The following is an 18,755-nucleotide window of genomic DNA, read 5'->3' as shown; positions in this document are numbered from 1 at the left end:
CGCGGCGGGCCGCCCGCTACGGCGCGTCGTCGCCCACGTCGTCGGCGCGGTCGGGGGCGGGAGTCAGCAGCACGCGGTCGATGCGGCGGCCGTCCATGTCCACGATCTCGAAGCGGTAGCCGCGCCAGCGCAGGGAATCGCCCAGGCGGGCAATGCGGCCCAGGCGGTGCAGCATGAACCCGGCCAGGGTTTCGTACGAACCGGGGCGGTCATCGGGCTCGTCGGGCGCGCCCAGGCCCACCAGCGAGCACATCTCGTCGAAGGACAGCAGGCCGTCCAGCAGCCAGCTGCCGTCCTCGCGCTGCATGGCGGCGGGTTCCGGGTCGCCTGCATCGTCGGGAATTTCGCCCACCACGGCTTCCAGCACGTCGTAGGTGGTGATGACGCCCTGCACTTCGCCGTACTCGTCCACCACCAGGGCGAAGGGCAGCCCTTCCGAGTTGCGGAACAGGTCCAGCAGGGTCAGGGCGCGGGCCGTCTCGGGAATGTACAGGGGCTGCCGGACGAAGCTGTCCATGGGGATGGCCGGGTCGTCCAGCCGGGCGGCCAGGAAGTCGCGCGCCTTGAGCACCCCGGTGGCGGCGGCGATGTCGCCCCGCGCCACGGGGAAGCAGGAATGGGACGACTGCGCGATGCGCAGCATGCTCTCTTCGTCGGACTGGTCCAGGTCCAGCCATTCCACCTGCGAGCGGTGGGTCATCAGCGACCCGGCGCGCCGGTCGCCCAGCCGGAAGATGCGTTCCAGCATGTCGCGCTCGGCGTGTTCCACCACGCCGGATGCGGCCCCTTCGCCGATGAGCCCCCGGATGTCCTCTTCGGTCACCGCCCTGTCGCCGCCCTCGGGCAGGCGCAGCAGGCGCGACGCCGCGCGCGACGACGCGCTGAGCAACTGCACCAGCGGCAGGGACACGCGCAGCAGCAGCGCCATGACCGGCGCGGTGCGGCGGGCGCACGCCTCCGGATTGCCGAAGGCGATGCGCTTGGGCACCAGTTCGCCAAGAATCAGAGTCAGGTAGGTGATGATCAGGATCACCAGCCCGAAGCCCAGCGGGCCGCTGTAGGGGCGCAGCACGTCTACGCGGGCCAGCGCGGCGGATAGGTGCTCGGCCAGCGCGGCCCCGCCGTAGGCCCCGGTGAGAATGCCCACCAGGGTGATGCCGATCTGCACGGTGGAGAACAGCCGGTCAGGTTCGCGCAGCAGGCGCAGGGCCGTGGCCGCGCCCTTGGTGCCGCGTTCCGCCTCCTGGCGCAGGCGCACCTTGCGCGAGGCCACCAGCGACATTTCCGCCAGCGAGAAGAAGCCGTTGATCAGGATGAGCAGGACGATGACGCCTGCCTCGAAGTAGAGGGAACTGGATGTGCCTGTGTCGTCCATGGGAATTGGGGGGGAATTCGGGGGGAACCCGTGGGGAAGGTTGTGGAAAGGTCGTGCGGGCGCGCGGGTGGTGGCCGCCGGAAGGGTCAGCGGACGGGCCGGCGAGCGGAGTGCGGGGCGTCTCTCCGGTGTTCACCGCCGGTCCGCGCCTGTGTCATTCCATAATCTTAGGGCGCGCGCGGCCCGCAGGCAAGGGTGAAACGGAAAATTCGCGCGAATGTCCGGAAAGGGTGGCGGGCGGGATGGGGATGGGCTTGGCGCGGCGGGTCCTCCGCAGGTAGGCCGGGGTCAGGCAACCTCGCCGGCGGCCTTGCCGCTGGCCCAGGCCCAGTGCAGGTTGTAGCCGCCCAGTTGCCCGGTGACGTCCAACACCTCTCCGGTGAAGAACAGGCCGGGGCGCAACGCGCTTTCCATGCTGCGCGAGGATATCCGGTCAACGCGCACGCCGCCTGCGGCGGCCTCCGCCTTGCGCATGCCCTCGGTGCCCGCGGGCACGGCAGTGTGGACGTGCACGGCCCCATGCAGGGCGGCGCGGGCGGTTTTGGACAGTTCGGCGATCCTGCGGCCCGAAATGCCGGGCGGCACAAGCCGTTCCGCCAGACGGTCCGGCATCAGGCGGCCCAGCAGGGTACGCGCCAGCAGCTTGCCGTGCTCGGGGGCGCGCAGCATTTCGTCCAGGTTTTCTCCGGGCAGAAAGTCGATCTCCACCGGCGCGCCGGGCTGCCAGTGGCAGGACGCCTGCAACGCCGCCGGGCCGCTGATGCCCCGGTGGGTGAACAGCAGGGACAGGGTGAAGGACACGCCGCAGGTCGTCACGCGGGCGGGCAGGGCGATGCCCGCAAGCCCGTGCAGCGGCCACTGCGGGGGCATGGCCAGCGGCGCCAGCACCGGGCGGGGCGGCGTCACCGCGTGGCCGAACTGGCGGGCAATGCGGTGGCCGATGTCGGTGGCCCCGACCTGCGGCCAGGCCGGGCTGCCCGTGGCCACCACCAGCGAGGCGGCGTGCAGCCGGACGGGGGAGCCGGGGTCCTGCGCCGGGGCGACGGTCACCACGAAGGCCGTGCCGTCGTGTTTCACGCCTTCCACGCGCTGGCCCAGCAGAAAGCGGCAGCCCGCCGCGCGGCAGCGCCGCTCCAGCAGGTCGGCCACGTCATCGGCCGAGTGCAGGCAGAACAATTGGCCGTGCTCGCGTTCTTCCCAGGCGATGGCGTTTTCGGAAACCAGGCTGACCATGTCCCACGGGGTGAGCCGGGCCAGGGCGGACTTGGGGAAGTGGGGATTGCCGCCCACGTAGTGCTTCGCGTGCATCTCCAGGTTGGTGAAGTTGCACTTGCCGCCACCGGCGATGCGCACCTTGCGCCCGGTGGCGCGGGCGTGGTCCACCAGCGTCACGCGGCGGCCGCGCGCGGCGGCGGTCATGGCGCAGAACAGGCCGGAGGCCCCGGCCCCCAGAATGATCACGTCGGTGGCGATCACGTCGGTGGCGATGACGTCGGTGGCGATGACGTCGGTATCGGTACGGGTCACGTGGTGCGGTGCGCCGGGATGCTCCCGGCGTTGCCGGAAGGTTGGGTTGAGGGGCGGGATGCGCCCGTGGCGGCACTCCTACCCGAGGCCGCGCCGCTTGTCACCCCGTGAGCCGAGGCGACGGGGAAGACAGGGTCGTTCCGTGCGCCCGTGGTGCGCAACCGCCCATCGACAGCCGCCGCCGGGTGCCGTATGTTCGCCACCGCCGCGCCCCCGTTGCCCGCGGCCATTTCGGGACCGTCCGAGACCTTCCCGGAAACCGCCCCGAGAATCCCCCCCGCAGACTTCCCCGAGAATACTCCCAAGGACCGTCTCCCATGCCCGTCTCCTTCGCCTCCAGCTATCGCGCGCCGTTCTTCCTGCGCAACGGGCACGCGCAGACCATCTTTCCCGTGCTGTTCCGCCCCCGCCCGGAGGTGGAGCAGCGCCGCGAACGGTTGCACCTGCCCGACGACTTCATCGACCTCGACCTGACCCCCGCCGACCCCTTCGCCCCGTTCCGGGGCGTGGCGATCATTTCGCACGGGCTGGAGGGCCATTCGCGCCGTCGCTACGTGCAGGGCATGGCCCGCGCGCTGGCCGCCACCGGCTGGGACGTGGTGGCCCGCAACTTCCGGGGCTGCGGCGGCGAGACCAACCTTCAGCCGCGCATGTACCACAGCGGCGAGACGGAAGACCTGCACGCCACCGTGCGGTTCTGCCTGGCTCGGGGCTACCGCCGCATCGCGCTGGCGGGCTTCAGCATGGGCGGCAACCAGACCCTGAAGTACCTGGGCGAGAATCCCGGCCGCGTTCCCGCCGAGGTGGTGGGGGCGGTGGCCTTTTCCGTGCCGTGCGACCTGGTGGGCGCGGCCGCCGTGCTGGACCGCCCGGCCAACCGCATCTACATGGAATACTTCCTGCGCTCGCTGCGGGTGAAGATGCGCGAAAAGGCGGCCCTGTTCCCCGGCATGTTCGACTTGGCCGGGCTGGACGCCATGCGCACCTTCGCCGAGTTCGACGAGCGGTTCACCGCGCCGCTGCACGGCTTCGCCTCGGCCATGGACTACTGGCGGCGCAGCGGCTGCCTGCCGGTGCTGCACGCCATCCGGGTGCCGACCCTGCTGGTCAACGCCTGCGACGACCCGTTCCTGTCGCAAGGGTGCTTCCCCGAGGCGGAGGCGGCCCGCAACCCGGCGCTGCACCTGGAGATGCCGCGCGACGGCGGCCACGTGGGCTTCGTGACCCTGAACGGCGACAACCGCTACTGGTCCGAGGCGCGGGCGGCGGACTTCCTGGCGGGGCTGGGCGCGGAGCGGGCCGGACACTGATCCGGGAGGCCGGTGAATCCGCTAATTGAGCCGCCTGTTGTGCTCGGGCATGACCGCCAGCAGGGTGTCCTTGTCCATCGCCTCGGAGCGGGCCAGCAGGTTCTGGCCGCGCAGGGCGGAGGCCCCGATGCGCCGCATCACCGACTGGTAGGCGGGGTGGGCCCTGTCGGGCAGCGTTTCCAGAAAGCCGTGCCGGTTCAGCAGGGTCAGCAGGCTGCGCACGGCCTCGGCCATTTCGGCCATCTCGGCGCACAGGTCGGCGCGCAGGTCCATGTCCAGCGCGGGCTTGGTGCCGTCGGTGCGGGTGGCCTCGCCAAGGCGGCGGAGCATGTCGCGGTCTTCGGTGGTCAGGTTTTCGGCGGCCTGGCGCATGATGTTGTCTTTCATGAGTGTGCCTCCTTGGGCTTGCAGCCGGAAAAGCAGGAAGCATGCCGTTTGCGTATCTTGATGAAGTTGCAGAAGATTTTATGGACGGCGTCAGTTTTCGGACAGCGCCGGGCAACCGCGGGGCGGCACCCCGCGCGGGCGGCCGCCGGCATGGCCCGGCGCGGCCTGCCCGTGGGGGCCGGCCACGCCGGGCGCATGGTTATTTCAGGCTGGCCAGTTCCTTGTTGAGTTCCGCCACCAGTCCCTTGTCCTTGGGATTCAGGGACAGCGCCTTCCGGAAGTGCTCCCGCGCCACCTCGGGGGCGTTTTTTTCGTACTTCTGGATCATGCCGATGTAATAGTGCGCCACGTAGGCGTCGGGCTTCAGGGTGACGATGGCGCCGTAGTCGGCCAGCGCCTCGTCGAAGCGTTGCAGTTCCAGCAGTGCGTGACCCCGGTGGAAGTAGGAGCTGGTGTTGCCCGCATCGAGCGCGATGGCCTTGCCCCAGAAGATGGCGGCGTTGGGCCAGTCCTTGGCCCGGCTGAACAGTTCGCTCAGTTCCAAGATGGCTTCCTTGTCGCCGGGGTTCTCCTGCACCTTTTTCATCAGCGCCGCCACCTGGGTTGCGTCCGGGCCACCCTGGCGCGCCTGGGTTCCCCCCTGCCGGCGGGATGCCGCGGGGTCTCGCAGGAAGGCCGCCAGGAATATCGCGGCCACGGACACGGCCACCACCAGCAGCACGAACTTGCGCGGGGTCGTTTTCAGGTCGTTTTCCCGTGGGTTACTCATCGGAGCCCTCCTGCGCGGCGCCCCTGCGGCGCAGGGCGAAGAACGGCAGCAGGCAGATGGCCAGGCTGCCGATCCACACCCAGTTGACCATGGGGTTGATGTTCACCTTCAGGGGGGTCACCCGGTCGCTTTCAAGGTCGTGGATGGTGGCGTACAGTTCCTCGCCCAGGCTGAACAGGATGGACACCTCGCTGCTGGGGTGGTTGTAGTTGCGGTAGATGCGGCTCTGGGGGGTGAGCTGCCCTAGCGGCTTGCCGTCCCTGGTCACGGAAATGACCGCCTCGTCGATGGCCATTTCCGGGGTCTCGCGCTGGCGTTTTTCCACGTAGACGAAGTCGTAGCCGCCGAAGGAAAACCTTTCTCCCGGCGACAGCGGGGTTTCGTGGCTTTTCTGGAACGGGCCGGACACGGCCACGCCAAGGACGATGACCGCGAACGCCAGGTGCGAGCCATGGCTGCCCAGGAACCACCGGGAACGGGCGATGCCCTTTCGTTGCAGCGCCAGCAGGACGCACGAGACGGTCACGGCGGCGGCCGACGCCACGCCCGCCACCGACAGCAGCGGATCGACCCCGGACCACCAGCCGACGGCCAGGATGGCGCACCACGTGCCCGCCACGGCCAGCAGGGCGCCGGGCTGCCGCACCCCGCCGGTCCAGCCCAGCCACGGCGCCACGGCCAGCAGCATGGCCATGGCCGTGAACAGGGGCAGGCAGATGGTGTTGTAGAAGCCCTGGTTCACCCCTACGGGGTTGGCTTCCCACAGTTGGCTGATCACCGGCCAGATGGTGCCCAGCAGCACCACGGCCCCCAGGGCCGAGAGCAGCCAGACCAGCAGCACCACGGCGCCCCGCCTGCTGGCGGGGTGTGCATCCTCGCCGTCCTTGCGCCCCTGCGAGCCCACGGCCAGCGCGCCCAGGCTGATGGCCATGCCGGAAATCATGGCCAGCAGCAACGGCCTGCCCACGCCGCCTTCGCCGAAGGCGTGCAGCGATTCCACCACCCCGCTGCGCACCAGATAGGTGGCGAAGATGCACAACAGCAGGTTGAGGCAGGCCAGGAACACGTTGGTGCGGCGCAAATCGCCCAGCCGCCGCTCCACCAGCATGGTGTGCAGCAGCGCCGTGGCGGAGAACCACGGGATCAGCGAGGCGTTTTCCACCGGGTCCCATGCCCAGTAGCCGCCCCAGCCCAGTTCCATGTAGGCCCACCACCCGCCCAGCAGGATGCCGGCGGTCAGCAGCGCCCACGAGGCGATGTTCCAGTTGTGCGCGATGTCCACCCAGCGCCTGCGCTCTTCGGCCATGGTGGAGGCCAGCGCCAGACAGGCGGGAATGGCGAAGCCCGCATACCCGGCGAACAGCAGCGGGGGGTGCAGGATCATGCCGACGCTGCGCAGCAGCGGGTTCAGCCCCTGGCCGTCCGGCGGGGGGCTGTCCAGGCTGACGAACGGGTTGCTGGGTCCCGTGAGCAGCAGCAGAAAAAACGCCTGCAACGCCAGGAAGAACAGCCAGAAGTGGGTGCGCGTGCGGGGTGCGAGGTCCTGGTAGGAGCGGGAAAACATGAACAGCAGCCCGGCCGCGGCCATGGAGAGCGCCCAGAACAGCAACGACCCCGCTTGCCCGGCCCAGAATGCGGTAACGGTGTAGAACAGCGGCAGGGTGGTGTCGGTGTACTGGGCGACGTAGGCCAGCGAGAAATCGCGCAGCACCAGCGCACGCAGCAACACGGCGGAGGCAAGGATCACCAGGGACGCGGTGCCCAGGTTGGCCCGTTCCAGCCACGGCAGGCCCCGGTCGCGGCCGTTCCAGGCCTCCAGGCAGGCGAATCCTGCCGCCAGGATAACGAGAAGCAGGGCGATGGACAGCGCCCCATTCGCCAGAAGATACATCCATCCTCCGATATCCGGAAAAATCCGGACATGCTGAAGGCGGGACGCACTGCGCCCCGCCGTTTATCGTTGGCCTTGGTTCCGTGGCTACATGGAGTGGTGCGGCCCCATGCCGCCACCCATCATGCCGCAGCCCATACCGCCCATACCCGTGGCCGGAATGCCGGCCTTGGCCAGCGCCCGGCGCAGGTCGACCTGTGCGGCGTACAGCTTGGCGCGGATATCGCCCACTTCCCTGGTCAGCGACTGGACCTTCTTGTCGTCCCCGCCCTGCGCGTAGATCTGGGCGTCGAGTTCGGCCTGCCTGGCGTACAGTTGCTGCTGCAACGGGGCCGTGGCCGCGTAGTGCTCGGCGTGGATCTTCTGCGCCGCGGCCTGTTGTTCCGCGGAAAGGCCGTAGTACATGTGGCCGCCCGTCATGTGTCCCTGGGCGAACCCGGTGGCGGACAGGGCGAACAGGGTGAACAGAGCCGCCATGGCGGTTGCCAGGGGCATCAGGCGCTTCCTTGCGTTTTTCATGTCGTTCCTCGTGAAGAAGGTGGTTGTTGTGGCGGAAAGGGGTGCCAGGCCCTGGAATGGGTGGTCTCGCGCTCATTTCCTCCCGCACGGTGCGGAAGGCGCGCAGGAAAGGGGGTGGGAAATCCCCGGGCGAGGCCCTGCCGCCGATGTTGCCGTTGTTACCAACTGCATCCGCCATGGCCGCCGGGGTAGCCGTGGCCGTTGTGGTATCCGGCGTCCGTGCCGGTGCCCGTGGACAGCGTCATGTCGGTGCGGCCGTGCATGGTGTTGAAGGCGCTGGCGGTACCGATGTCGCCGAGGATCAGCGCGCCGCCCATGGCGGCGGTGATGGCGAAGGCCGCCGCGATCTTCCTGATGAACTCGAACATGTCGTTCTCCTTGCTTTGCGTTGCGTGAATATATCAGAGCACATTTTTCAATGTGTTGTATTCTTCAAGGGTTATATCTCCACGGGCCAGCCGTTCCTTGAGTATTTTCAGGGAATCGGAACTGTCCGATGCGCTTCCTGACCGACGGGATGATGTGCGCATGAATGCATATGCGAAAACAAGAATGATCAGTGCAGCGATTGCATATGCAGCATATCCATGCATTCCGAATTCATGATGAGGAAAGAAATATGATTCACAATCGTATGTGTTCATTTTTCTGTCTTGTGCATACTTTCAGGTTGACGTTTCAAATGGCATATTCTTGTACTAACCGCATTACATCAATGTATTTGTGCACATTTTATGGCGGTATGAAGTTTCTTATGGTGGCCTGATGTTCGCGGCACATTTGGCGTAAGCCGTTTTTCCGATCAATGCATCCCGTAAAGCATGAGTCGTGCCAGACACGCGAATTTTATATAATACCATGTAATAAAAGATGTTTTTTATTGGTTTCGGGGGGCGTTCGCCTGCTCCGGCCCCGCCGGGGTGGGGAATTGGGTTACAGGTGGGGTGGACGATGCGGGTAAAAAGGTTACATGTTTGCCTCGACAGGAGGGCCAGATGACGTTGAACCATGACGTGCCCGGCCGGAAAAGCGCGGCGCTTCGGCTTTCCCCGTGGCTGGTGGTGGGCATGGCCATCATACTGGCCTTGGCCGTGGCAGTTCTTGCGGTGCGCAACACCCAGCGTGAAAGGCGGCACATATCCCAAAACCTCATGGACCGGGCGGAGGCCCTGGTCTGGGCGCTGGAGGCAGGCACGCGGATATGGATGGGGAAAGGCAGCGGCGGCGGGCACTTGCAGGCGCTGCTGGAGGAAACCGCCAAGCAGCCGGGCATTGCGTACATGGCGGTGACCGATGCGCGCGGCGTCGTCCAGGCCCACAGCGACAGGGCGCGGATCGGCCAGCCGCTGCACGGGGCCGATGAGGGGGGCATGCCGAAGGTGACGGACGAGCGGCAATGGCGGGCCATCGCAACGCCCGGGGGCAAGGTCTTCGAGGTGTACAAGATTTTCGCACCCTCGCTACCGCTGTTCCACGATTCCGGGCATGCCCCCGGCGCCGGATGCGGGGACGACGGCTCCGCCGCTTCGCCGCTTCGCCCGTGGGGCGCGGCGGGCGGGACGGGCCGCCACGACATCTACGTGGGCCTTGCCGTGGCCCCGTTCGAAGAGGCGCTGGCCGAAGACTTCCGCAATACCGTCATCGTGGCGCTGCTGGTGGGCACGCTGGGCTTCGGCGGGTTCATCTCGCTGTTCTGGGCCCAGAACTACCGGTTGTCGCGCCGCCTGCTCCAGGACGCGCGCGCCTTCGCGTCCGAGGTGGTCACCCACCTGCCCGTGGGGCTGCTGACCAGCGACGCGGAAGGCAGGATCACCCTGGCCAACGCCCCGGTGGCGGACATGCTGGGGCTGGCGCGCCAGCGGATCGAGGGCACCGTCCTTGACGGACGGTGGGGGGTGGACTGGCAGGCGGCCTGCGCCGACCTTGCCGAAGGAAAACCCGTCATCGAGCGGGAATGCGAGCTGGTGGCGGAAGAGGGAAGGACGATCCCCGCCAGCCTCAGCGCCTCGCGCATCGTCAACGAAGAGGGACAGTTCCTGGGCCACCTGTTCATCCTGCGCAACCTGGAGGAGGTGAAGCGCCTGCAGGACCAGGTGCGGCGTAACGAACGGCTTACCGCGCTGGGCAATCTGGCGGCGGGCGTGGCCCACGAGATCCGCAACCCGCTCAGTTCCATCAAGGGGTTCGCCACCTATCTCGCGGGGCTTCTCCGGGACGAGGACAAGGGCAGGGACGCGGCGAAGCTCATCGTGCAGGAAGCGGACCGGCTGAACCGCGTGGTCTCGGAACTGCTGGAGTTCGCCCGCCCCGGCGTGCCGGACCTGCGCGAGGAGCACGTGGACCGGGTCATCGAACGGTCCGTGCGCCTGGCCACGGCCGATGCGGCGGCGCGGGGCGTGGAACTGCGCTTCGTGCCGAACCCCGCGTTGCCGCCGGTTTCCCTGGACGCGGAACGGTTCACCCAGGCCCTACTGAACCTGCTGTTGAACGGGGTGGAGGCCACGCCGCCGGGCGGGCGCGTGGAGGTGTCGGCCGCGGTCCGGCAGGACGGAGGACTGGACGTTCAGGTGGCCGACACCGGGCGGGGCATGCCGCCGGCCGTGCTGGCGGAGATATTCAACCCCTATTTCACCACCAAGCCCTCCGGCACGGGCCTGGGGCTGGCCATCGTGCACGGGGTGGTGGAAGGGCACGGCGGCGCCATCAAGGTGGAGAGCCAGCCCGGCAGGGGCACCACCGTGAACATATCGCTGCCGCTCCGGCGGCCCGCGTGAGGAAGGCGGCATGACCAGAACACCCGGAACGCGGCTGCTGGTGGTGGACGACGACGCCACGCACCGCAACATGTTGCAGACCCTGCTGGCCGATTGGGGCTACCGCACCGAAAGCGCCGAAAACGGCGAAACCGCCGTCACCCTGTGCAGGGAAAGCCCGTTCGACCTCATCCTGATGGACCTGCGCATGGGCGAACTGTCCGGCATCGGCGCGCTGCGGGAAATCAGGGCCTACAACCCGGCCATCCCCATCCTGATCATGACGGCGTATTCCAACGTGGAGTCCGCCGTGGACGCCATCAAGTCCGGGGCCTACGACTACCTGACCAAGCCGCTGGACTTCGAGGAACTGCGCCTGACGCTGGAGCGCGCGCTGGACCACGCCGCGTTGCGCGACGAGAACGCGGCGCTCAAGACCACCCTGGCCGCCTCGTTCGATCCGGCGGGCATCATCGGGCAAAGCCCGCCCATGCACCGGCTGATGGACATGCTGGCCACCATCGCCCCGTCGGAGGCCACGGTGCTGGTCACCGGCGAATCGGGCACCGGCAAGGAACTCATCGCCCGGGCCATCCACGCCAACAGCCAGCGCGGCCAGGGGCCCTACGTGACGGTGAACTGCGCGGCCCTGTCGGAAACGTTGCTGGAATCGGAACTGTTCGGGCACGAGAAGGGTGCGTTCACCGGGGCGGAGCGGCGGCGCGAGGGGCGTTTCCAGGCCGCGGACCGGGGCACCATCTTTCTCGACGAGATCGGCGAGACGTCGCTGCCCATGCAGGCCAAGCTGCTGCGCGCCATCCAGGAACGCGAGATACAGCGCGTGGGCAGCGACCAGACGCTCAGGGTGGACGTGCGCATCCTGGCCGCCACCAACCGCGACCTCAAGGCCGAGGTGGAAGCGGGCCGCTTCCGGCAGGACCTGTACTACCGGCTCAACGTGGTCACCCTGCACATTCCGCCCCTGCGCGAACGGGTGGAGGACATTCCCCCGCTGGCCGGGCACTTTCTGCGCAGGTTCACCGAAAAGAACGGCAAGCCGGTGAAGGGCTTCACGCCGCAGGCCATGGACAGGCTGCTCAAGCACGGCTGGCCCGGCAACGTGCGCGAACTGGAAAACACCGTGGAGCGCGCCGTGGTGCTGCTGGTGGGGGAATACATCAGCGAGCGGGAACTGCCGCAGAACATCGCGGGAGGGGACGGGGACGAGCCGTGCCCGGCCCCCCGGTTCCACGGCATGACGCTGGAGGAAATAGAGCGGGCCGCCATACTGGACGCCATCGACGCATCGGAAGGCAACAAGAGCGAGGCCGCGCGGCGGCTGGGGATCACCCGCAAGACCCTGCACGCCAAACTGAACCGCTACGCCGACGAGGACCAGTGAAGGGCGCGCGGGCCTGCCCGCCGCCTGCCTCGCCGAGACAATGCGCGTCGCCACCCGCAAACGAAAGGCGGCCGGAACCCTTTCGGATTCCGGCCGCCATGCATTTCGTTGCGGCATGCCTTTCGGCCGTCCGCCGTGCAGTTGCGTTCCCCCTGACTACTTGCCCTTCTTTTTGGCGGCTTCCATCTGGTAGCGCTTCTGGGCGGCCAGGATGGTCTTGCGCAGGCGGATGGACTGGGGGGTGACCTCCACCATCTCGTCCTCGCGCACGAAGTGCAGGGCGCGCTCCAGGGTCATGGGCCGCACGGGGGTAAGGATGACGTTCTCGTCCTTGCCCGAGGCGCGCATGTTGGTGAGCTTCTTTTCCTTGGTGGGGTTCACGTCGATGTCGTTCTCGCGGTTGTGTTCGCCGCAGATCAGCCCTTCGTACACCGGGTCGCCGGGCACGCAGAACATTTCGCCGCGCGGCTCCAGGTTGAACAGGGCGTAGGCCACGGCGTTGCCCGAACGGTCGGACACCAGCGAGCCGGTGAACCGGGTGGGGAAGTCGCCGCGATACGGCTCGTACCCTTCCAGGTACGAGTTCATGATGCCGGTGCCCTTGGTGTCGGTAAGGAATTCGTCGCGGTAGCCGATGAGCCCACGCGAGGGCACGGAAAACTCCAGCCGCACCCGGCCGGTGCCGTTGTTGGCGCAGTTGGTCATGCGCCCCTTGCGGATGGACAGCTTTTCGGTGACCACGCCCATGAACACCTCGTCGCAGTCCACGTACAGGTGTTCGATGGGTTCCAGGCGTTCGCCGCCCTTTTCGCGCATGATGACTTCCGGCCGGCCCACGCACAGCTCGAAGCCTTCGCGGCGCATGGTCTCGATGAGGATGGCCATCTGGAATTCGCCGCGCCCCTTCACGATGAAGCTGTCGCGCTCCTCGGAATCCTCCACGCGGATGGCCACGTTGGACAGGGCTTCGCGCAGCAGGCGTTCGCGGATCTTGCTGGACTGCACCAGCTTGCCTTCGCGCCCGGCCAGCGGCGAGGTGTTGATGGTGAAGCGCATGGCCACGGTGGGCTCGTCCACGCGGATGCGGGGCAGGGCGCGCGGGGCTTCGCGGGTGCAGATGGTGTCGCCGATCTTCACGTCCTCGATGCCCGCCACCACCACGATGTCGCCGGGTTCGGCCTCTTCGGCGTCGCGCAGTTGCAGCCCTTCGTAGACCTGCAACCGGGTGACGCGCAGGGGGTTTTCCCTGCCGTCCTCGTCGATGCAGACCAGGGTTTCCTTGGCCTTGACCGAGCCGTGGAACACGCGGCCCACGGCCATGCGGCCGAGGTAGTCGGAATAGGCCAGGTCCGCCACCAGCATCTGGAAGGGCTCGGCCGGGTCGTGCAGCGGGCCGGGCATTTCCCGCACGATGGTCTCGAACAGCGGGGTGAGGTCGATGCGTTCGTCCTCCAGGCCGTGCATGGCCACGGCGTCGCGGCCGATGGCGTACAGCACGGGGAATTCCAGCTGTTCCTCGTTGGCGTCGAGGTCGATGAACAGGTCGTAGATCTCGTTCAGCACTTCCTGCGGGCGGGCGTCCTTGCGGTCGATCTTGTTGACCACCACCACAACCTTCAGACCCGCTTCCAGCGTCTTGCGCAGTACGAAGCGGGTCTGGGGCAGGGGGCCTTCCGAGGCGTCCACCAGCAGGATGGCGCCGCTGGCCATGGACAGGGCCCGTTCCACCTCGCCGCCGAAGTCGGCGTGGCCGGGGGTGTCGATGATGTTGATCTTCACGCCCTGCCACGTCACGGCGCAGTTCTTGGCGGCGATGGTGATGCCGCGCTCGCGTTCCAGGTCCATGCGGTCCATGACGCGGTCGTCCACCTGCTGGTCGGCGCGGAACACGCCGCTCTGGCGGAACATGGCGTCCACGAGGGTGGTCTTGCCGTGGTCGACGTGGGCGATGATGGCGACGTTGCGCAACCTGTCGTTGTGCACTGCGGTGCTCAAGGGAAATTCTCCTGGCGGGATGGGCTTCGGCCACGGGCGGGGCAGGGCCTCTGGCCCGGCGCGGCTGGTGGCTTGGATGGGAAGACGCGTTCCCGCATGCGGCGGGGAGGCGGGGCGGGGCGACGGCGCGGTGACCTTGCGGCGGAGCCCGGCGAGGGGCCATGCGATGCCGGTCACGGCGTATCGCGGAGGGCTTCCATACACCTACGCGTGCCGGGTGGCAAGCGTGTGTCGATGGGAAGGTATGATTAAGGAATGCAACCTAATGACTATACCCCCCCTGCACCCTCTCCACCACCGCCGCCACCAGCCGGGTCAGCCTGTCCCCGGCCTCGCCCGCCACGCGGATGACCTCCTCCAGCGGAGCTTCCTTCATGCAGTCGGGCAGGTTCTTGTTGGTCAGGCACGAAATGCCCAGCACCCGCAGCCCCATGTGCCGCGCGGCAATCACCTCCAGCACCGTGGACATGCCCACGGCGTCGGCGCCCAGTTGCCGGTACATGCGGGTTTCCGCCGGGGTTTCCATCTGCGGGCCGGGCACGCCCGCGTACACCCCGCGTTCCAGCCGCACGCCGAGGCGCGCCGCCTCTTCCATGGCGATGCGGCCCAGCGCCGCGTCGTAGGGGGCGCTCATGTCGGGAAAGCGAGGCCCCCAGGCGTCGTGGTTGGGACCGGTCAGGGGGCTGTGGCCGGTGAAGTTGACGTGGTCGGTGATCAGCATCAGGTCGCCCGCGTCCCAGCGCGGGTTCAGCGCGCCCGCCGCGTTGGTTATGACCAGCGTTTCGATGCCCAGCGCCGCCATGACCCGCACGCCCATGCACACGGCTTCGGGCGGGTAGCCCTCGTACAGATGGCAGCGCCCCTGTTGGAGCACCACCTCTACCCCGCCGATGCGCCCGAACAGGAACCGCCCCTGGTGCGAGGCCACCGTGGACTGCGGAAAGCCCGGTATCCGCGCGTAGGGCAGGGCAACGGGCGCGTTCAGGGCGTCGGCCAGGCCGCCAAGGCCGGTGCCGCACACCACGCCCACGCGGGGGCGGGGCGCGTGTCCGGTCTGGCCGGAAATGGCGGAGACGATAACGGATACGGAATTCTGGACATTTTCCGGGTTTTGCATAAAATCACCGACATTATTGATTGTGCGTGAACGGTGGGGGGCCACCAGACCGGTCCATCCGGTCCGCACTGCCTGCGTTCGCGTCCGGGGGGACTTGGCGGCGCAGCACAGCGAACAGGCGGGATGTTAGGCCGAACCTATGGATATAGCAACTTTTTTCGGGGTGCTCACGGGCTTCGGCCTGGTCATCAGCGCCATTCTGATGGGGCCGGAGCCGGGGAAGTTCTTCGACATCCCCAGCGTGATGATCGTGTTCGGGGGCACCGCGGCGTCCATACTGGTCACCTTTCCCCTTGAAGAAGTGATGCAGGCCGTGCGGGGCGGCTTCAAGGCCTTCGGCACCAAGCGGGTACAGGCGCAGGACGTGGTGAACACCATGGTCCGCATCGCCGAGATCAGCCGCCGCGAAGGGCTCATCGCGCTGGAGAACGTGCAGACCGAGAACGCCCTGATCAAGAAGGCCTGCCAGCTCATCGCCGACAACGCCGACCCCGGCCTGATCCGGGGCACCGTGTCCATCGAAATCGCCTCCATGAAGCGGCGGCACAACGTGTCCATCAGCGTGTTCAACCGGCTGGGCGGCTATTCGCCCGCGTACGGCATGATCGGCACGCTCATCGGCTTGGTGCAGATGCTGGCCTCGCTCGACGATCCCTCTTCCATCGGCCCGGCCATGGCCGTGGCCATCATCACCACCTTCTACGGGGCGCTGCTCTCCAACCTGCTGTTCCTGCCCATCGCGGGCAAGCTCAAGGCGCGCAGCATGCAGGAAGAACTGCACCTGCTGATCATCTTCGAGGGGGCCAAGTGCATCCTCGAGAACAACAACCCCAGACTGGTGTACGAGAAGCTTTCCTCGTTCCTGCCCCCCAAGGAGCGCAAGGATGGCAGATGACGACGAACTCGACATGGAAGTGGAAGAGGACGAGCCGCCCATGGAGTGGCTGGCGACCCTTGCCGACATGTCCATGCTGCTGCTGTGTTTCTTCATCCTGCTCTTTGCGCTGTCCACCATCGACAAGGCCAGGGTGACCGAGACCTTCGACGCCGTGCGCACCGTGTTCGGCGGCAAGGACACGGAACTGACCACCTCGGCGGTGCGCAGCGAGGATTCGGGCGCGCTGCTGGAAACCGTGCGGCTGCAACGCCAGATCGTCGAAGCCCAGCGCAACACCTATTCGGAAATGCGCACCTACCTGACCAGGAACGGCATGGAGGGCGTCATCGGCGCGGTGTTCGACGAGGGGGTCATAACCCTGCGCATTCCCGCCGAAGTCATGTTCGCCCCCGGCGAGACGGAGTTGAACCCCCAGGCCGAACGCTACCTGAAACCGCTGGCGGACCTGTTCGTGCGCAAGAAGGAACAGTCCATAAACATCCGGGGGTTTACGGACGACTCGCAACCCAGCCCAACGTCAAGGTTCCGGGATAACTGGGAACTTTCTTCGTTGCGCGCGGTGAGCGTATTACGCTATTTCCTGAAAGCGGGCATCGACTCCAAGCGGTTGACAGCCACCGGGCTTGGTGAGTTAGACCCCCTGTTCCCGAACACCACGGAAGAGAACCGGGCGCGCAACCGGCGCGTGGAATTCATGCTGGAACGCAGGGTGACCAAATGACGCGGGGGACCTGCTCCACGACCCTGTACACAACCGGGGGGGCCGGGGATGGCGATGACACACGACGAATTTGAGGATTTCGATTTCATGCTGCCCTCGGACCACGAGGGCGAACGCCGGGCCTACCGCACGTCGGTGCCCGGCCTTGAAGCCAGCGTGACGGGGAAGGACGGCACGTTCCCCGTGGAAAACGTGAGCGCGGTGGGCATTGCCTTGCATGCCCCCGGCCACGCCTTCTCGGAAGGGGAGAACCTTCGGATCGACCTGCTGATCCTGGGCAGGCCCTACATCACCTCGCTGCCCGCCAGGGTGGCGCGGCTGGGGGGGACTGGCCTTGTGGGCTGCGAATTCGCCTCGCCGGACTTCTGGCAGGAATCGCGCCTGGACAAGCTGATCCTCGAGGTCCAGAAGCGGATGATCGCCCAGCGCAAGGCGGAATCCGAGCAACGTGATGCGCAGGCCGCCGGGCAGCGCCGCGACAGCGGGGCCGCCTCCACCGGCGCGGGCGGTTCCACCGGGTTCACGGTGGACAGCGCCGCCGGGACGGAACTGGACGCCTGACGGCCGTGCGCGGGCATGAGGGTGCCCGTGCAGCGGTGCGCGACGTTCCGGCGTCGCGGTGGCGTCGTGCGGCCCATGAAAATGTAACAACCATATCGAGGGACATTGGTGCAGACGAAAGACCACAAGGTGCTGGTGGCGAACAGAGGGGAAATCGCCATTCGCATCGTTCAGGCCTGCCGCAAGCTGGGCCTGGCTTTCACGTGCGTGTACACGGCGGAGGACGCCGCGTCGGGCCATGTGCGCATCGCCCGCGAACTGGGTGGCGACAAGAGCCTTTGCCGCGTCTCTTCCTATCATGACGCCAACGAACTGATGGCCGTCGCCGACGATGCGGGCGCCACCGCCGTGCATCCGGGCTACGGCTTTTTCGCCGAAGACTACCGCTTCGCCCGCCGCGTCTCCCAGCGCGACAGAAAGCTCATCTTCATCGGCCCCTCGTGGCGGGTGATCCGCGAACTGGGCGACAAGATCAACACCAAGCGCCTTGCGCGCAGCCTGGGCGTGCCCACCGTGCCCGGTTCCGACCGGCCCATCTACGACGAGATGGAAGCGGAAAAGGTAGCCCAGAGCCTGTTCGAGTTCCAGGAACAGCAGGGCATCCGCAAGCCGCTGGTGCTGGTCAAGGCATCGGCGGGCGGCGGCGGCATGGGCATCGAAGAGGTGTACGACATCGACCTCTTCCGCTCGGTGTACCGGCGCATCCGCAACTACGCCCTCCGCCAGTTCAAGGACGAGGGCGTGCTCATCGAGCAGCGCATCCGCGACTTCAACCACCTGGAAGTGCAGGTGGTGTCCGACCGCAGCGGGCGCAACCCCGTGCATTTCGGCACCCGCAACTGCTCCATCCAGTCCACGGGCCTTCAGAAGCGCGTCGAAATCGCCCCCGGTTTCGACCCTTCGTCCATCGAATACGGCTTCGACGCCGCCCAGGTGCTGCGCGACATCACCAACCACTCGCTGGCCATGGCCCGCAAGGTGGGCTACGACAACGTGGGCACCTGGGAATGGATCGTCACCCGCGACGGCCGCCCCTTCCTGATGGAAGTGAACACCCGCATCCAGGTGGAGAACGGCGTGTCGGCCACCATCGCCCGCGTGCGCGGGCAGAAGGGCGTGGACCTCATCGCCGAGCAGATCCGCATCGGCCTTGGCGAACCGCTGGGCTACGGGCAGGAGGACATCACCTTCGAGGGCGTGGGCGTGGAATACCGCCTCATCGCCGAAGACCCGGACAACCGCTTCACCCCGTGGGTGGGCCGCGTGGACGGCTTCGGCTGGCCCGAGCGCCCCTGGCTGGCCATGCACACCCACGTGCCCAGCGACGACCCCTACGACATCCCCACCGAGTTCGACCCCAACCTGGCCCTGGCCATCATCTGGGGCAAGGACCTTGCGGAAGCCAGGGAACGCGGCGTGGAATTCCTCGACACGCTGGTGCTGGAAGGCGCCAACAACGCGGGCGAGCCGTTGCGCTCCAACGTCCGGTTCCTGCGGGACAATACCGGGCGCATCCTCAAGTTCTAGACG

Annotated in this window: 17 protein-coding genes; 7 read left to right on the top strand and 10 right to left on the bottom strand. The window is 67.3% G+C overall.

The window, feature by feature from the left end; translation table 11 throughout:
* Window positions 1-16 precede the first annotated feature (16 nt).
* Both ACR4XJ_RS05405 and ACR4XJ_RS05400 read right to left on the bottom strand, forming a co-directional pair.
* Entirely contained in the window at window positions 17-1,375 is a 1,359-nt protein-coding gene (locus ACR4XJ_RS05405) for a hemolysin family protein (protein ID WP_434754242.1), read from the bottom strand.
* A 288-nt stretch (window positions 1,376-1,663) separates the two neighbouring features.
* Entirely contained in the window at window positions 1,664-2,902 is a 1,239-nt protein-coding gene (locus ACR4XJ_RS05400; RefSeq protein WP_434754241.1) for an NAD(P)/FAD-dependent oxidoreductase, read from the bottom strand.
* A 317-nt stretch (window positions 2,903-3,219) separates the two neighbouring features.
* Between ACR4XJ_RS05400 and ACR4XJ_RS05395 the strand changes: the two genes are divergently transcribed.
* Window positions 3,220-4,212 carry a YheT family hydrolase gene (locus ACR4XJ_RS05395; RefSeq protein WP_434754240.1) on the top strand — a complete coding sequence of 331 codons (993 nt, stop codon included), beginning with the start codon at window positions 3,220-3,222 and terminating at the stop codon, window positions 4,210-4,212.
* A 21-nt stretch (window positions 4,213-4,233) separates the two neighbouring features.
* On the opposite strand, the gene ACR4XJ_RS05390 is transcribed toward ACR4XJ_RS05395, so the two are convergent.
* From ACR4XJ_RS05390 to ACR4XJ_RS05365, 6 genes are all read right to left on the bottom strand, one after another.
* Window positions 4,234-4,599, bottom strand: a complete 366-nt coding sequence (locus tag ACR4XJ_RS05390) for a hypothetical protein (protein ID WP_434754239.1) — start codon at window positions 4,597-4,599, stop codon at window positions 4,234-4,236.
* Window positions 4,600-4,798: 199 nt separating this feature from the next.
* Window positions 4,799-5,368 (bottom strand): hypothetical protein, encoded by a 570-nt coding sequence (locus tag ACR4XJ_RS05385; protein ID WP_434754238.1) that lies wholly within the window; start codon window positions 5,366-5,368, stop codon window positions 4,799-4,801.
* The gene (locus tag ACR4XJ_RS05380) at window positions 5,361-7,259 is read right to left on the bottom strand and encodes a heme lyase CcmF/NrfE family subunit (RefSeq protein WP_434754237.1); all 1,899 of its coding nucleotides are present in this window, start codon (window positions 7,257-7,259) and stop codon (window positions 5,361-5,363) included. The genes ACR4XJ_RS05385 and ACR4XJ_RS05380 overlap by 8 nt, the downstream gene beginning before the upstream one ends.
* 87 nt (window positions 7,260-7,346) lie before the next feature.
* The gene (locus ACR4XJ_RS05375) at window positions 7,347-7,754 is read right to left on the bottom strand and encodes a periplasmic heavy metal sensor (RefSeq protein WP_434754236.1); all 408 of its coding nucleotides are present in this window, start codon (window positions 7,752-7,754) and stop codon (window positions 7,347-7,349) included.
* A 182-nt stretch (window positions 7,755-7,936) separates the two neighbouring features.
* On the bottom strand, window positions 7,937-8,146 hold the full coding sequence (locus ACR4XJ_RS05370; protein ID WP_434754235.1) for a hypothetical protein: 210 nt from the start codon (window positions 8,144-8,146) through the stop codon (window positions 7,937-7,939).
* Window positions 8,147-8,179: 33 nt separating this feature from the next.
* Entirely contained in the window at window positions 8,180-8,308 is a 129-nt protein-coding gene (locus tag ACR4XJ_RS05365) for an SHOCT domain-containing protein (protein ID WP_434754319.1), read from the bottom strand.
* Window positions 8,309-8,773: 465 nt separating this feature from the next.
* On the opposite strand from ACR4XJ_RS05365, the gene ACR4XJ_RS05360 reads away from it, so the two are divergent.
* Together ACR4XJ_RS05360 and ACR4XJ_RS05355 are read left to right on the top strand one after the other, a co-directional pair.
* Window positions 8,774-10,552, top strand: a complete 1,779-nt coding sequence (locus tag ACR4XJ_RS05360; RefSeq protein WP_434754234.1) for an ATP-binding protein — start codon at window positions 8,774-8,776, stop codon at window positions 10,550-10,552.
* A gap of 10 nt (window positions 10,553-10,562) precedes the next feature.
* Window positions 10,563-11,933, top strand: a complete 1,371-nt coding sequence (locus ACR4XJ_RS05355; protein WP_434754233.1) for a sigma-54-dependent transcriptional regulator — start codon at window positions 10,563-10,565, stop codon at window positions 11,931-11,933.
* A gap of 156 nt (window positions 11,934-12,089) precedes the next feature.
* Here the strand turns inward: ACR4XJ_RS05355 and typA are convergent, their stop codons facing one another.
* Together typA and ACR4XJ_RS05345 are read right to left on the bottom strand one after the other, a co-directional pair.
* Window positions 12,090-13,928 (bottom strand): translational GTPase TypA, encoded by a 1,839-nt coding sequence (typA, locus tag ACR4XJ_RS05350; RefSeq protein WP_434754232.1) that lies wholly within the window; start codon window positions 13,926-13,928, stop codon window positions 12,090-12,092.
* Window positions 13,929-14,190: 262 nt separating this feature from the next.
* A complete protein-coding gene (locus ACR4XJ_RS05345) occupies window positions 14,191-15,045 on the bottom strand; it encodes a purine-nucleoside phosphorylase (protein ID WP_434754231.1) in 855 nt (284 codons plus the stop codon).
* A 139-nt stretch (window positions 15,046-15,184) separates the two neighbouring features.
* On the opposite strand from ACR4XJ_RS05345, the gene ACR4XJ_RS05340 reads away from it, so the two are divergent.
* The 4 genes from ACR4XJ_RS05340 to ACR4XJ_RS05325 all read left to right on the top strand — a co-directional run bounded on the left by ACR4XJ_RS05340 (window position 15,185) and on the right by ACR4XJ_RS05325 (window position 18,752).
* Entirely contained in the window at window positions 15,185-15,940 is a 756-nt protein-coding gene (locus ACR4XJ_RS05340; RefSeq protein ID WP_434754230.1) for a motility protein A, read from the top strand.
* Entirely contained in the window at window positions 15,930-16,664 is a 735-nt protein-coding gene (locus tag ACR4XJ_RS05335; RefSeq protein WP_434754229.1) for an OmpA/MotB family protein, read from the top strand. The genes ACR4XJ_RS05340 and ACR4XJ_RS05335 overlap by 11 nt, the downstream gene beginning before the upstream one ends.
* Window positions 16,665-16,718: 54 nt before the next feature.
* The gene (locus tag ACR4XJ_RS05330) at window positions 16,719-17,225 is read left to right on the top strand and encodes a PilZ domain-containing protein (protein ID WP_434754228.1); all 507 of its coding nucleotides are present in this window, start codon (window positions 16,719-16,721) and stop codon (window positions 17,223-17,225) included.
* A 108-nt stretch (window positions 17,226-17,333) separates the two neighbouring features.
* Window positions 17,334-18,752 carry a biotin carboxylase N-terminal domain-containing protein gene (locus ACR4XJ_RS05325; RefSeq protein WP_434754227.1) on the top strand — a complete coding sequence of 473 codons (1,419 nt, stop codon included), beginning with the start codon at window positions 17,334-17,336 and terminating at the stop codon, window positions 18,750-18,752.
* Window positions 18,753-18,755 lie beyond the last annotated feature (3 nt).

The organism is Nitratidesulfovibrio sp. D1, from assembly GCF_051133415.1.
Classification (GTDB): Bacteria; Desulfobacterota; Desulfovibrionia; order Desulfovibrionales; family Desulfovibrionaceae; genus Cupidesulfovibrio.
Note: the sequence above shows the minus strand (reverse complement) of the source record. Positions and strands in the feature narration are given on the sequence as shown.

Excerpts from the sequence above, each read along its gene's own strand:
- ACR4XJ_RS05380 (WP_434754237.1), bottom strand. The coding sequence starts at position 7,259 with ATGTATCTTCTGGCGAATGGGGCGCTGTCCATCGCCCTGCTTCTCGTT.
- ACR4XJ_RS05355 (WP_434754233.1), top strand. The coding sequence starts at position 10,563 with ATGACCAGAACACCCGGAACGCGGCTGCTGGTGGTGGACGACGACGCC.
- ACR4XJ_RS05345 (WP_434754231.1), bottom strand. The coding sequence starts at position 15,045 with ATGCAAAACCCGGAAAATGTCCAGAATTCCGTATCCGTTATCGTCTCC.
- ACR4XJ_RS05365 (WP_434754319.1), bottom strand. The coding sequence starts at position 8,308 with ATGCGCACATCATCCCGTCGGTCAGGAAGCGCATCGGACAGTTCCGAT.
- ACR4XJ_RS05395 (WP_434754240.1), top strand. The coding sequence starts at position 3,220 with ATGCCCGTCTCCTTCGCCTCCAGCTATCGCGCGCCGTTCTTCCTGCGC.
- ACR4XJ_RS05390 (WP_434754239.1), bottom strand. The coding sequence starts at position 4,599 with ATGAAAGACAACATCATGCGCCAGGCCGCCGAAAACCTGACCACCGAA.
- ACR4XJ_RS05370 (WP_434754235.1), bottom strand. The coding sequence starts at position 8,146 with ATGTTCGAGTTCATCAGGAAGATCGCGGCGGCCTTCGCCATCACCGCC.
- ACR4XJ_RS05340 (WP_434754230.1), top strand. The coding sequence starts at position 15,185 with ATGGATATAGCAACTTTTTTCGGGGTGCTCACGGGCTTCGGCCTGGTC.
- ACR4XJ_RS05385 (WP_434754238.1), bottom strand. The coding sequence starts at position 5,368 with ATGAGTAACCCACGGGAAAACGACCTGAAAACGACCCCGCGCAAGTTC.
- ACR4XJ_RS05330 (WP_434754228.1), top strand. The coding sequence starts at position 16,719 with ATGACACACGACGAATTTGAGGATTTCGATTTCATGCTGCCCTCGGAC.
- ACR4XJ_RS05335 (WP_434754229.1), top strand. The coding sequence starts at position 15,930 with ATGGCAGATGACGACGAACTCGACATGGAAGTGGAAGAGGACGAGCCG.
- ACR4XJ_RS05375 (WP_434754236.1), bottom strand. The coding sequence starts at position 7,754 with ATGCCCCTGGCAACCGCCATGGCGGCTCTGTTCACCCTGTTCGCCCTG.
- ACR4XJ_RS05405 (WP_434754242.1), bottom strand. The coding sequence starts at position 1,375 with ATGGACGACACAGGCACATCCAGTTCCCTCTACTTCGAGGCAGGCGTC.
- ACR4XJ_RS05360 (WP_434754234.1), top strand. The coding sequence starts at position 8,774 with ATGACGTTGAACCATGACGTGCCCGGCCGGAAAAGCGCGGCGCTTCGG.